This is a genomic window from Thermomonas sp. (assembly GCF_025993755.1).
GTDB lineage: Bacteria > Pseudomonadota > Gammaproteobacteria > Xanthomonadales > Xanthomonadaceae > Thermomonas.
Genome location: NZ_JAMQHN010000036.1, coordinates 1 through 12,538, shown reverse-complemented (window position 1 = coordinate 12,538; position 12,538 = coordinate 1). Strand labels below are relative to the sequence as shown.

13 protein-coding genes are annotated in these 12,538 nt (G+C 68.0%); 12 read left to right on the top strand and 1 reads right to left on the bottom strand.

Annotation, left to right across the window (positions count from 1 at the left end; all coding sequences use genetic code 11):
• Window positions 1-111: 111 nt before the first annotated feature.
• The gene (gene aroC / locus Q0X16_RS02845; RefSeq protein WP_297830415.1) at window positions 112-1,248 is read right to left on the bottom strand and encodes a chorismate synthase; all 1,137 of its coding nucleotides are present in this window, start codon (window positions 1,246-1,248) and stop codon (window positions 112-114) included.
• Window positions 1,249-1,439: 191 nt separating this feature from the next.
• Here aroC and Q0X16_RS02840 point away from each other — a divergent pair, with 191 nt between their 5' ends.
• From Q0X16_RS02840 to Q0X16_RS02785, 12 genes are all read left to right on the top strand, one after another.
• Window positions 1,440-2,687, top strand: coding sequence for a sugar phosphate isomerase/epimerase (locus Q0X16_RS02840; RefSeq protein WP_297830414.1), 1,248 nt, complete (start codon window positions 1,440-1,442; stop codon window positions 2,685-2,687).
• An 8-nt stretch (window positions 2,688-2,695) separates the two neighbouring features.
• On the top strand, window positions 2,696-3,178 hold the full coding sequence (locus Q0X16_RS02835) for an S-ribosylhomocysteine lyase (protein WP_297830412.1): 483 nt from the start codon (window positions 2,696-2,698) through the stop codon (window positions 3,176-3,178).
• Window positions 3,175-4,326, top strand: coding sequence for a sedoheptulose 7-phosphate cyclase (locus Q0X16_RS02830; protein ID WP_297830410.1), 1,152 nt, complete (start codon window positions 3,175-3,177; stop codon window positions 4,324-4,326). The genes Q0X16_RS02835 and Q0X16_RS02830 overlap by 4 nt, the downstream gene beginning before the upstream one ends.
• Entirely contained in the window at window positions 4,301-5,014 is a 714-nt protein-coding gene (ubiG, locus tag Q0X16_RS02825; RefSeq protein ID WP_297830408.1) for a bifunctional 2-polyprenyl-6-hydroxyphenol methylase/3-demethylubiquinol 3-O-methyltransferase UbiG, read from the top strand. The genes Q0X16_RS02830 and ubiG overlap by 26 nt, the downstream gene beginning before the upstream one ends.
• Before the next feature lie 5 nt (window positions 5,015-5,019).
• Entirely contained in the window at window positions 5,020-5,934 is a 915-nt protein-coding gene (locus Q0X16_RS02820) for a UbiA family prenyltransferase (RefSeq protein ID WP_297830406.1), read from the top strand.
• Window positions 5,935-6,025: 91 nt separating this feature from the next.
• Window positions 6,026-6,745, top strand: a complete 720-nt coding sequence (pyrH, locus tag Q0X16_RS02815; RefSeq protein ID WP_297830404.1) for a UMP kinase — start codon at window positions 6,026-6,028, stop codon at window positions 6,743-6,745.
• A gap of 179 nt (window positions 6,746-6,924) precedes the next feature.
• Window positions 6,925-7,482, top strand: a complete 558-nt coding sequence (frr, locus tag Q0X16_RS02810; RefSeq protein WP_297830402.1) for a ribosome recycling factor — start codon at window positions 6,925-6,927, stop codon at window positions 7,480-7,482.
• A 139-nt stretch (window positions 7,483-7,621) separates the two neighbouring features.
• Window positions 7,622-8,353 carry a polyprenyl diphosphate synthase gene (gene uppS / locus Q0X16_RS02805; protein ID WP_297830418.1) on the top strand — a complete coding sequence of 244 codons (732 nt, stop codon included), beginning with the start codon at window positions 7,622-7,624 and terminating at the stop codon, window positions 8,351-8,353.
• Window positions 8,350-9,201: a phosphatidate cytidylyltransferase gene (locus Q0X16_RS02800; RefSeq protein ID WP_297830400.1), complete on the top strand. Its 852-nt coding sequence runs from the start codon at window positions 8,350-8,352 to the stop codon at window positions 9,199-9,201. Before uppS ends, Q0X16_RS02800 begins: the two co-directional genes overlap by 4 nt.
• A gap of 2 nt (window positions 9,202-9,203) precedes the next feature.
• Window positions 9,204-10,373, top strand: a complete 1,170-nt coding sequence (dxr, locus tag Q0X16_RS02795; protein WP_297830398.1) for a 1-deoxy-D-xylulose-5-phosphate reductoisomerase — start codon at window positions 9,204-9,206, stop codon at window positions 10,371-10,373.
• Window positions 10,370-11,731 carry an RIP metalloprotease RseP gene (gene rseP, locus Q0X16_RS02790; RefSeq protein WP_297830396.1) on the top strand — a complete coding sequence of 454 codons (1,362 nt, stop codon included), beginning with the start codon at window positions 10,370-10,372 and terminating at the stop codon, window positions 11,729-11,731. The genes dxr and rseP overlap by 4 nt, the downstream gene beginning before the upstream one ends.
• A 67-nt stretch (window positions 11,732-11,798) precedes the next feature.
• The coding region (locus tag Q0X16_RS02785; RefSeq protein WP_297830394.1) for a POTRA domain-containing protein at window positions 11,799-12,538 on the top strand (740 nt) is incomplete at its 3' end.

Genomic DNA, 12,538 nt, shown 5'->3' with positions numbered 1-12,538 from the left:
TCCTCGAGGATCAGGTGGAACGCGACGGCATGACCGGCGGGCGGTTCGCGAAACGGCCTTCGCGGCCGCGTTGCGAGCGCCCGGCGGCAGTCGCCGGCGCAACGGAATGCTTCATTTTGCCGCTTCAGGCGGAACCTGCGGAAATACCGGCCCGACATCGCCACATTGCGCGCGATGCCGCAGCGCCTGGTCCATCAGCACCAGCGCCAGCATGGCCTCGCAGATGGGGGTGGCGCGGATGCCGACGCAGGGGTCGTGGCGGCCGATCGTCACCACGTCCACGGCGTTCCCGTCCCGATCCACGCCCGGCACCGGCAACCGCAGGCTGGAGGTCGGCTTGAAGGCGACCGACACCGACACCTGCTGACCGGTGGAGATGCCGCCGAGGATGCCGCCGGCGTGATTGCTCAGGAAGCCGCCCGGCGTCATCGCGTCGCGGTGCTGGCTGCCGCGCTGCGCCACGCTGGCAAAACCGTCGCCGATCTCCACGCCCTTGGCCGCGTTGATCGACAGCATCGCCGCCGCCAGCTCGCCGTCGAGCTTGCCGTAGATCGGCTCGCCCCAGCCCGGCGGCACGCCGTCGGCCACTGCCACGACCTTCGCGCCCACCGAATCGCCGGATTTGCGCAGGGCGTCCATGAAGGCTTCCAACTCCGGCACCTGCTCGGCGCAGGGCCAGAAGAACGGATTGGCCTCGACTGCATCCCAGTCATGCGTGCGCGGCACGATCCCGCCGATTTGCGCCAGATGCCCGCGCACCGTGACGCCGCGCTCGGCCAACCACTTCTTGGCGATCACCGCCGCAGCCACCCGCACCGTGGTCTCGCGCGCCGAGGCGCGGCCGCCGCCGCGCGGGTCGCGGATCCCGTATTTCTGCCAATAGGTGTAGTCGGCGTGGCCGGGGCGGAACTGCGCGGCGATCGCCGCATAGTCCCGGCTGCGGGCGTCGGTGTTGCGGATCAGCAGGGCAATCGGGGTACCGGTCGTGCGCCCTTCATATACGCCGGACAGGATTTCCACCGCATCCGCCTCGTGGCGTGCCGAGGTGTGGCGGGTCTTGCCTGTGGCGCGGCGTGCCAGGTCGTGGGCGAAATCCTCCGGCGCAATGGCGATTCCGGGCGGGCAGCCGTCGAGCACGCAGCCGATCGCCGGCCCGTGCGACTCGCCAAAGGTGGTGACGCGCAGCAGGTGGCCGAAGGTGTTCAAAAGGAGGCATCCAACGCCGGAATGACGCGCCCGATGGCGCACTGCAACATCCAGACGCGACTTTAGCGCATCCCGGGCCGGCGCGACGGGCCGCATCAGGCCCCGCAGCAAACACCGGGTTCGACCGTCATGCCATTTCATTCCGAAGTCGACAGCAAGCCGCCATGACCCCTGTGTGAATCGCACCCCACGGCGCGACCGTATAAAATGGAATGTCACAGACAGAGTTCGCCATGTCCGCGATCCAGCTCAGCTACAGCACCTTCGGCCTGACCAATCTCGATTTCCTCGACGCCATCGACGCGGTGGACCGCGCCGGCTATGACGGGATCGAGATTTCGTTCCATCGCGACCAGTTCAACCCGTTCAACGTGGACGATGCGTATCTGGACGCGGTCAAGCAGCGCCTCGACGCGCGCCGGGTCAAGGCCTGCTGCGTGGCCACCGCCTCGCACTTCTTCGACCCGCACCGTCCGCACGAGCCCTCGCTGATGGCGCTGGAAAAGGCCGCGCGCATGCGCCGGATCGACCTGGTCAAGCGCGGCATCCACGTGGCGCGCAAGCTGGGCGTCAACCTCGTCACCTTCGGCAGCGGCTTCATTCGCGACGACCACGTCGCTCATCCGGAGGTGGATCCGAGCGCACTGCTGGTCGATTCCATCCACGAATGCCTGCGCGAGATCCGTGACGACGAGGACATCACCCTGCTGATCGAGCCCGAGCCGGGGATGCACATCGAGACCCTGGAACAGGGGCTGGCGCTGCTGGACGCGGTGAATTCGCCCAAGTTCAAGCTGCACATCGACATCTGCCACGCCTATTGTTCGGAAAAGAACTACGTCGACGCGCTGCGCAAGGCGGCGCCGCAGGCGCGCTACCTGCACATTTCCGACGCACAGGAAGGCTACAACCTCAAGATCGTCCACGACCGCGACGATCTGGCGCCGGATCTCGATTTCGCCAGCGTGCTGGTGCATTTCCCGGACACCGCCGACTTCCTGCTGCTGGACCGCAATCACCCCATCCACTTCCGCGAGCAGGCGCCCAGCGCCGCGCGCACGAAGCGCATCGAAACCCTGATGCAGCGCGCCGGCATTCACAAGGATTTGCGGGTGGTGGACTATTCCAGCCTGTACGCCGGCAGCTCGCCGCTGGACGACGAGATCTTCACCTACCTGATTTCGATGCCGGGCCTGAGCTACGACGTGCTGGAGCGCGCGCGGCCGATCTGCGGCTACCTGCGCGGGGTGAAGACTCCGCCGCTGGTGGACAAGATGGTGGCCAACACGCTCACCGGCATCGTCCACTTCCACGAAATCCCGGGCGAAGGCACGCTGGATCTGGCCGGCAGCTTCCGGGCGCTGGAGGAAGGCGGCTTCAAGGGCTACGGTTCGGTCGAGCTGTACCACCACGTCGAAGGCTGGCAGAAGGCGCTGGACGACAGCTACCGGCATCTGGCTGCGATCACGGGCGGGCGTTGAGCGGGCCCATGATCGACGTCGCCTCACTGGGTTGGCCCACCGAACTGGTGGGCGAACTCGACCACCGCCGGCTCAAGGCGCCCAGCGTCAAGCTGCGCTCGGCGCGCCTCGGCGAGCACGGCGACGCGTTCTTCTGCGTGGACCTGCGCATCCGCCGCCCCAACGCCGACGATTTCCTGACCTCGACCGAGCTGCATTCGGTCGAACACTTCCTGCTGGAAGGCTTCGGCCGGCTGCTGCCGGAACACTTCGTCTCGGTCGGCATCATGGGCTGCCAGACCGGTTTCTACCTCGGCTTCCAGAACGAGGGGCGCGCCGACCTGCTGTGCGCAACGCTGGCGCACATCCTCGAAGAGATGCAGACCGCCGCTGCGGTGCCCTACGCCAACGTCGAACAGTGCGGCAACTGGCGCAACCACAGCCTCGGCGACGCCCAGCGCGTGGCGCGGGAAATCCTGGCGCGCCGCGAACACTGGCTGGACGCTGCATGAACGTCGGCAACGACCGCTGGCAGGTGCGCACGCAGCGCCCGATCGGCTATGACGTCATCAAGACGCCGGACTTGTTCGACGCCGACAACGGGACGCTGCTGCGGTTCGGCCGCCACGCCGGCGGACGCCGGTTCGTGGTGGTGGACGGCAACGTGGCGCGCCTGCACGGCGCGGCGATCCGCGGCTGGTTCGCGCACAACGGCATCGACGCCCGCGTGGTGGTGTTCCCCGGCGGCGAGGAACACAAGAACATCGAGATCTACCAGGACATCCTGCGCGAGCTCGACGTTTTCCCGATCCACCGCCGCGACGAGCCGATCATCGCCATCGGCGGCGGCGTGCTGACCGATGTGGTGGCCTTCGTCGCCGCCACCTACCGGCGCGGCATCCCGCACGTCAAGGTGCCCACCACCCTGATGGGCTACATCGACGCCGCGCTCGGGATCAAGGCCGGGATCAACTTCAACGGCAACAAGAACCGCCTCGGCAGCTTCGAGCCGCCCGCTGCGGTGTTGCTGGACAAGCGCTTCCTCACCACCCTGCCCGCGCGCCACCTGCGCAACGGCGTGTGCGAGATCGTCAAGCTCGCGGTGGTCTGCGATGCGCACCTGTTCGCGCTGCTCGAACGCGACGGCGCCCACGGCATCGCCACCGCCTTCCAGGACGCACGCGGCGACGCCATCCTCGATGCCGCCATCGGCGGCATGCTGGCCGAGCTGGAGCCGAACCTGCACGAGGACGAACTGGCGCGCAAGGTCGATTTCGGCCACAGCTTCAGCTACGGGCTGGAAACCCGCCACGAGCAGCACCTGCTGCACGGCGAGGCGGTCCTGCTCGACGTGCTGGTATCGACCGTGCTTGCGAAGCGCCGTGGCCTGCTGGCCGACGCCGACGCCGAGCGCGTCTTCGCGCTGGTCGAGCGGCTCGGGCTGGCGCCCGATCCCGGCCTGCTCGATGCCGATCTGATGTGGCAATCCCTGCGCGACCGCATCGAGCACCGCAACGGCCGCCAGCGCGTCCCGGTGCCGTCCGCGATCGGCGAGTGCGTGTTCCTCGACGACATCCGGCCGCGCGAGCTCGACGCCGCGATCCCGGCCCTCCACGCCCACCTCAAGGCCCACGATGAACCAACCCTCGAACGTCGATAGCCAGGAAGTCAGCAAGTTCGACCGCGTCGCCCAGCTGTGGTGGGACCCCACCGGCAAGATGGGGATGCTGCACGTCATCAACCCGCTGCGCAGCCGGTTCACCTTCGACCACGTGCCGGAGATCCGCGGCGCCAGGGCGGTCGACGTCGGCTGCGGCGGCGGCATCCTGACCGAGACCCTGGCCAAGGCCGGCGCCGACGTGATCGGCATCGACCAATCGGAAATGACGCTGGAAATCGCCCGCCAGCACGCCGCCAAGAGCGGGCTTTCGATCGACTACCGGCTGCAGACGGTCGAGGAACTGGTCGAGAAGGAAGCTGGCACCTTCGATGTCGTCACCTGCCTGGAAATGCTCGAACACGTCCCCGACCCGGCGGCCATCGTCGACGCCTGCGCGCGCCTGCTCAAGCCCGGCGGCCACGTGATCTTTTCCACCATCAATCGCACCTTCAAGGGCTGGCTGTTCGCCATCGTCGGCGGCGAGTACATCCTGCGCATCCTGCCGCGCGACACCCACGACTACGCCAAGTTGATCCGTCCGGCCGAGCTGCGCAGCTGGTCGGAGGCCAGCGGCCTGACCTTCGTGCGCTGCGCCAGCCTGATGTACAACCCGCTCCGCAAGACCTTCAAGGTCGCCGAAGGCAAGCTCGACGTGAACTACATGATGAGCTACGTGAAGCGGGCCTGAGCCGCATGCGCAAATTCCTCGCCCTCTCGCGCTCCACCCACGGCGTGCTCGACATCGCCATGCCGGGCTTCGCCGCCCTGCTCTGGCTCGGCCACTTCCCAAGCTGGCCGGTGCTGCTGGTCGCGCTGCTGACCGCGCTGGCCGGCTACACCGCGCTGTATGCGCTCAACGATCTGATCGGGGTCGAGGTGGACCGCGAGAAATTCGCCGGCGCCGGCCCCAATCCCGGCTATTCGGTCGAGGCCTCGGACCTGCGCTATCCGATCGCGCAGGGCAAGCTCAGCCTGCGCGCCGGCATCCTCTGGTTCACCGGTTGGTATCTGATCGCGCTGGTCGGCGCCTGGTGGCTCAACCCGCTGCTGGTGGCGGTGGTGCTGGCCGCGCCGGTGCTGGAAGCGCTCTACTGCAAGCTGTTCAAGGTCAGCCATTGGCGGGTGATCGTCAGCGGGCTGGTGAAATCGCTCGGTCCGGTCGCCGCGGTGCTGGCGGTGGTGCCGCGCCCCGACCCGGCCCTGCTGGCGCTGATGGTGGCCTGGCTGATGGCGTGGGAAATCGGCGGCCAGAACGTGCCGGCCGACTGGAACGACGTCGAGGAAGACCGCCGGGTCGGCGCGCGCACCATCCCGCTGGTGTTCGGCGAGCGGATCGCCGGCACCGTGGTGCTCATTGCGCTGCTGGCTACCCTCGCGCTGGGCTGGTTCCTGCCGCTGGCCTCGCCGCTGCCGCTGGGTCTGCCGTTCCAATTGGCGATGCTGGCAATCGGCGCGGTCCTGCTGCTGATCCCGGGCTTCCGCCTGTTCCGTTCCCATGAAGGCCGCGGCGCGGCGCGGCTGTTCGACCGCGCCAGCCTGTACCCCCTGGCGCTGCTGGCGCTGGTCAGCGGCTTTGTGCTCTGGTACTGGCTGCATCCGGCCGCCTGACGCACGCCACGCCGGTCGTCGCGGCGCACGCGACGGCCAGCCGCCAGCGCCTTTCCGTTAGAATTGCGCGTCCTCGCCGCCGGAGCCCGCCATGCCTGAACTCGCCTATCGCCGCGTCCTCCTGAAACTGTCCGGCGAGGCGCTGATGGGCGACGAGGACTACGGCATCGACCCCAAGGTGCTGGGACGGATTGCGCGCGAGGTGATCGAGGCGCATGACGCCGGCGCCGAAATCGCGCTGGTGATCGGTGGCGGCAACATCTTCCGCGGCGCGGGGCTGGCCGCCGGCGGCATGGATCGCGTGACCGGCGACCAGATGGGCATGCTGGCCACGGTGATCAACGCGCTGGCGATGCAGGACGCGCTGGAGAAGCTCGGCGCCAAGTGCCGGGTGATGAGCGCGCTCAAGATCAACGATGTCTGCGAGGACTACATCCGCCGCCGCGCCGTGCGCCATCTCGAAAAGGGCCGGATCACCATCTTCGCCGCCGGCACCGGCAATCCCTTCTTCACCACCGATTCCGGCGCCGCGCTGCGCGCGATCGAGATCGGCGCCGACCTGCTGCTGAAGGCCACCAAGGTCGACGGCGTCTACGACAAGGACCCGGCCCGGCATGCCGACGCCGTGAAGCTGGACCAGCTCAGCTACGACGAGGTCATCAAGCGCGACCTGAAGGTGATGGACACCGCCGCCTTTGCGCTGTGCCGCGACGCCGGCTTGCCGCTGCGGATCTTCGACATGGCCCGGTCCGGCGTACTGCTGCGCATCCTCCACGGCGAGCAGATCGGCACCCTGGTCGGCGGGCGCTGAGATCGCCGTTCGAGCCGCTTATAATGCCCGATTCGGGACGACGCCAAACGTCGTTCCACACGCATTGCTGGGACTGAAGGCGCCGGCGCAACCCGGCCCTTGGTACCGGATCAGCCGATCGCACGACAGTCCATAGTCTGCGCCACCCCGACGCACGACACCTCCCGGAGATTGCGGCCATGCTCAACGAGATCAAGAAAGACGCCCAGGCCCGCATGGCCAAAAGCATCGAAACGCTGCGCCACAACCTCGTCAAGGTGCGCACCGGGCGCGCCAACACCGGCCTGGTGGACAGCATCAAGGTCAACTACTACGGCTCGGACATGCCGCTGTCGCAGGTCGCCAGCGTCTCGGTCTCGGACGCCCGCACGATCATGATCGTGCCGTGGGAAAAGCAGATGGTCGGCGCGGTCGAAAAGGCGATCCTCGCCTCCGATCTCGGCCTGACCCCGAACACCGCCGGCACCACGATACGCCTCAACATCCCTGCACTGACGGAGGAGCGTCGCCGCGACCTCACCAAGGTCGTGCACGGCGAGGGCGAGGACGCCAAGGTGGCGATCCGCAACATCCGCCGCGACGCCAACCATCAGGTCAAGGAACTGCTGAAGGAAAAGCAGATTTCCGAAGACGAGAGCGCCCGCGCCGAGGCCGAGATCCAGAAAATCACCGACGCCGCGATCAAGGACGTTGACGAGGTGGTCAAGGCCAAGGAAGTCGAGTTGATGGCGGTCTGAACGACCCCGATTCGAGACCGACGATTCGTGAAAGCGCCGCAGCCCGGGTTCCGATTGGAGCGTTTCCTTGACTGACGCTCATGCCGCGCAGGGAGCTCCGCTGTCCGGCGTTTCCGACACCTGCGCCGGGAACCCTGCGGTGCCACGGCATATCGCCATCATCATGGACGGCAATGGGCGCTGGGCGCAGGCGCGGCGCAGGCCGCGGATCATCGGCCATCGCGCCGGTTCACGCGCGGTCAAGCGCTGCGTGGAGTTCTGCCTGCAGCGCGGCGTCGGCGCGTTGACCCTGTTCGCCTTTTCCAGCGAAAACTGGGATCGCCCGGAAGACGAAGTCAGCGGGCTGATGAAATTGTTCCTCGGCGCGCTGGAGCGCGAAGTCGATGAGTTGCACCGGCTCGGCGTGCGGCTGCGCTTCATTGGCGAGCGCGAACGCTTCTCCGAAGGCCTGCGCAGCCGGATGGCGGCCGCCGAAACCCTGACCCAGGCCAATTTCCGCCTGCAACTGAACGTGGCCGCCAGCTACGGCGGCCGTCAGGACATCGCGCGCGCGGCGCGCGCGCTGGCGCAGGAGGTCGCGGAGGGTCGGCTGCTTCCCGGACAGATCGACGAGGCGGCGCTGGCGTCGCGGATGGCGCTGGCCGACCTGCCCGCGCCCGACCTGTTCATTCGCACCGGCGGCGAGCTGCGGATCAGCAATTTCCTGCTCTGGCAGCTCGCCTACACCGAGCTGTGGTTCACCGAGGCGCTCTGGCCGGACGTCGACGCGGCGCTGCTGCACAAGGCACTGGACGACTATGCGGCGCGCGAGCGCCGTTTCGGGCTGACCGGCGAGCAAATCCGCGCCATGGGCAAGGGGAAGACGGCATGACCAGGACACGGGTGCTGGCGGCGCTGGTGATGGCTCCGGCGGCAATCGCCGCGGTCTTGCTGCTCCCCACCGCCTGGCTGATGCTGCTCAGCGCCCTGCTGTGCCTGCTGGCGCTGTGGGAGTGGACCCGGCTGGTGGAGATCGAGGACAGCCTCGCTCGCTACGTCCTGCTGGCCTGCAATCTGGCGCTGATGGTGGCGCTGGTCTGGGGTTCGCGCTCGGCGCAGACCAGCGCGCTTCCCCTGTTCGAGGCGATCGCGGTGCTCGGCGTCGCGTGGTGGCTGCTGGCGCTGCTGTGGCTGCTGCACTACGACTTCGCCTCCGGAACCAGCGGCAATGCCCGCGTCTTCAAGCTGATCGCCGGCACTGCCGCGGTGGTTCCCGCCTGGTGCGCGCTGGCCTTGATCCATCGGCAGGCGCCCAACGGCCCGTTCTGGCTGCTGCTCTCGCTGCTGCTGGTCTGGTCCGCCGACAGCGGCGCCTATTTCGCTGGCCGGCGTTTCGGCGGGCGCTGGTTCGGCGGGCGCAAGCTGGCGCCAAGGGTCAGCCCGAACAAGACCATCGAAGGCCTGCTCGGCGGTTTCGCCCTGTCCGCCATCGTCGCGGTCGCAGGCGCCCAGCTGTTGCATGTCCCGACGCAGAAAATGCCGGCGGTGATTGGCGTTGCGCTGGCGACGGTCGCGTTTTCCGTCGTCGGAGACCTGTTCGAGAGCCTGCTCAAGCGCCACAGCGGGGTCAAGGATTCGGGCACCCTGATCCCCGGCCACGGCGGCATTCTCGACCGGGTCGACAGCCTGCTGGCGGCGCTGCCGGTGTTCGCCATCGGCAAGGCCTGGTTCGGGTTCTAGGCATGCGCAGGATCGCCATTCTCGGAGCCACGGGCTCGATCGGAACCTCCGCGCTGGACGTGGTGGCGCGGCATCCGGACGCACTGCGGGCGACCGTGCTGGCCGCTGGAACCCGGGTCGAGGAACTGCTGGCGCTGTGCCGCATCCACGCGCCGGAGCATGCGGCGATCGGCGACGATCGCCTGTATCCGCGCCTGCGCGACGGCCTGCGCGAGGCCGGATTGCCCACCCAGGCCCACGCCGGCGCCGACAGCATCGCCAGTCTCGCCGCCAGTCCGTCCTGCAATACCGTGGTCGCCGCGATCGTCGGCGCCGCCGGCCTGCCCTCGACCCTGGCCGCCGCGCGCGCCGGCAAGCGCCTGCTGCTGGCCAACAAGGAATCGCTGGTGCTGGCCGGCGAACTGCTGATGCGCGAGGTGCACTCGATCGGATCCGAAGTGATCCCGATCGACAGCGAGCACAACGCGATCTTCCAGTGTCTGGCCGGCGGCGAGGCCAAGCCGCTGCGCCTCACCCTGACCGCCTCGGGCGGGCCGTTCCGCGGCTGGGGCCGCAACGCCCTCGCCGCCGTCACGCCGGCGCAGGCCGTGGCGCACCCGAGATGGTCGATGGGGCCGAAGATTTCGGTCGATTCGGCCACCCTGATGAACAAGGGCCTCGAAGTCATCGAGGCGCACCACCTGTTCCACGTTCCGGCCGAACGCATCCGCGTGCTGGTGCACCCGCAATCGTTGGTGCATTCGATGGTGGACTTCAGCGACGGCAGCACCCTGGCCCAACTGGGCCTGCCCGACATGCGCACCGCGTTGGCGGTCGGGCTGGCCTGGCCGCGCCGCATCGCTTCGGGCGTTCCGCCGCTGGATCTGCTCGCGCAGGGCGGCCGGCTGGATTTCGAGCCGCCCGACCTGGAATCCTTTCCCTGCCTGGGGCTGGCCACCGCGGCGTTGGCATCCGGCGGCACCGCCCCGGCCATCCTCAACGCCGCCAACGAGGAAGCCGTTTCAGCCTTCCTTCAGGGCGAGATCGGTTTTCTGGATATCCCCGACACGGTTGCCGCCACCCTGGACGCCCTGCCCCACAGCCCCGCGGATTCGCTGGACGTCCTGTTCGACGCCGACCGGGCGGCGCGCGCGACGGCGCGGGCGCGGATCGAGGAACGCAAACGACCATGAACGAATTCTTCGGCTCGGTCTGGTGGCTGCTGGTCGCCCTCGGGGTGCTGGTCACCTTCCACGAATACGGCCATTTCTGGGTCGCCCGCCGCTTCGGGGTGAAAGTCCTGCGGTTCTCGGTGGGCTTCGGCAAGCCGCTGTGGACCTGGCTCGGCAAGGACGGCACCGAATACGTGATCGCCGCGATCCCGCTGGGCGGCTACGTGCGCATGCTCGACGAACGCGAGGGCGACGTCGCCCCCAACGAGCTGGCGCAGGCGTTCAACCGCAAGCCGGTCCTGCAGCGAATGGCAATTGCCATTGCCGGTCCGCTGGCCAACCTGCTGCTGGCCTTCGGGCTGCTGTGGGCGATGCTGGTGATCGGTCGGCCGGATTACGCGCCGGTGGTCGGACACGCCCAGGGCATCGCCGCCAGCGCCGATCTGCAGCCGGGGGACGTCATCACGGAGGTCGGAGACCGCGCGACCCCGACCTGGAGCGAGTTGGGAATCGCGCTGTCGATCGCCGCCCTCGACCACAAGCCGGTGACGCTGGGCGTGCGCAAGCCGGACGGGCAGGAAACCACCCGCGTGCTGGCGCTGCAGAACCTGCCGGCAGGACGCGACGAAACCCGCGCGCTGATCGACATCGGGCTGATTCCACGGCACCTGCTGCTGCCCGCCGTGGTCGGCAGCATCCGCGAGGGCAGTCCGGCCTGGGGCGTGCTGGCCGAAGGCGACCGGATCACCGCGATCGATGCCCAGCCTGTGGCCAGTTTCGAGGACATCGCCCCGCTGGTGACGCGCCTGGGCGAGGACGGTGGTCACGGAATGGTCGAAGTCGAGCGCGACGGCCAACGGCTCGCGCTGCCGCTGGCGCCGCAGCGTTTCACCGACGATTCTGGCCATTCGCGCTGGATCCTTGGCATCACCGCCGCCGACGCCGCCGAGGAGGCGCCGCACGATGCGGTGCTGCGCCTGGGCGCACTGGCGGCGATCCCGGCCGCCACCCGCGAAACCCTGTTCCAGAGCCGGCAGATCGTCGAGATGATCGCCCGCGCCTTTCGGGGCCGGGTCGCGGTGGAGAACACCGTTTCCGGGCCTCTGACCATCGCCCGCGCGGCCAACGACTTCGCGGCGCGCGGCCCCGCCTGGTTCCTGGAATTCCTCGCCCTGCTCTCGGTCAGCCTCGGTTTGCTGAACCTCCTGCCCATCCCGGTCTTGGACGGAGGTCACCTGCTGTATTACCTTATCGAGCTGGTCGCCGGTCGCCCCCTGGGCGATCGCGCACAAGCCGTGGGCCAGTACGTCGGTCTTGCGCTGATCGCAGGACTGATGGGCTTGGCCTTCTACAACGACATCCTGCACCTGGTGTCGTGAGCCACCTTCCTGCCCTGCCCTCAAGTGGGGTTCCCGTTTTTGCAGCACCACCTACAGGATGTTTCGCATGACCCGAGCCCCATCCCGCCGCCTTCTGGCCATCGCACTGGCCTCGGCGCTGTCGCTTCCGGCCTGGGCCCAGTCGGCGTTCACTCCGTTCACGGTGAACGACATCCGCATCGACGGCCTGCAGCGGATCGGCGCCGGCACTGTGTTCACCTATCTGCCGGTCGAGCGCGGGGACACCCTGGACCAGGGCAAGGCCGCAGAAGCGCTGCGCGCCCTGTACAAGACGGGATTCTTCGAGGACGTGCGTCTGGATCGCCAGGGCAACATCCTGGTGGTCACCGTGTCCGAACGTCCGGCGATCAACCGGCTGACCCTGGTCGGCAACAAGGACATCAAGACCGAGGATCTGCTCAAGGGCCTCAAGGACATCGGCCTGACCGAGGGCGACACCTTCAACCCGCTCAACCTCGACCGCGTCACCCAGGAACTCAACCGCCAGTACAACAACCGCGGCAAGTACAACGTCGAGATCACCCCGTCGATGGAACGGCTGGACCGCAACCGCGTCAACCTGACCATCACCATCAAGGAAGGCAAGGCGGCGCGGATCCGCCACATCAACCTGATCGGCAACGACAGTTTCCCGACCGGAGACATCACCGATGGTTGGGAATCCCATACCACCAACTGGGCCAGCTGGTACAAGCGCGACGACCAGTACTCGCGCGAGAAACTCTCCGGCGACATCGAGCGCCTGACCGCGTGGTACCTCAACCGCGGCTACATCGATTTCAGCCT

Coding starts and splice junctions, on each gene's coding strand:
- Q0X16_RS02840 (WP_297830414.1), top strand. CDS start 1,440: ATGTCCGCGATCCAGCTCAGCTACAGCACCTTCGGCCTGACCAATCTC.
- Q0X16_RS02835 (WP_297830412.1), top strand. CDS start 2,696: ATGATCGACGTCGCCTCACTGGGTTGGCCCACCGAACTGGTGGGCGAA.
- Q0X16_RS02830 (WP_297830410.1), top strand. CDS start 3,175: ATGAACGTCGGCAACGACCGCTGGCAGGTGCGCACGCAGCGCCCGATC.
- ubiG (WP_297830408.1), top strand. CDS start 4,301: ATGAACCAACCCTCGAACGTCGATAGCCAGGAAGTCAGCAAGTTCGAC.
- Q0X16_RS02820 (WP_297830406.1), top strand. CDS start 5,020: ATGCGCAAATTCCTCGCCCTCTCGCGCTCCACCCACGGCGTGCTCGAC.
- pyrH (WP_297830404.1), top strand. CDS start 6,026: ATGCCTGAACTCGCCTATCGCCGCGTCCTCCTGAAACTGTCCGGCGAG.
- frr (WP_297830402.1), top strand. CDS start 6,925: ATGCTCAACGAGATCAAGAAAGACGCCCAGGCCCGCATGGCCAAAAGC.
- Q0X16_RS02800 (WP_297830400.1), top strand. CDS start 8,350: ATGACCAGGACACGGGTGCTGGCGGCGCTGGTGATGGCTCCGGCGGCA.
- dxr (WP_297830398.1), top strand. CDS start 9,204: ATGCGCAGGATCGCCATTCTCGGAGCCACGGGCTCGATCGGAACCTCC.
- rseP (WP_297830396.1), top strand. CDS start 10,370: ATGAACGAATTCTTCGGCTCGGTCTGGTGGCTGCTGGTCGCCCTCGGG.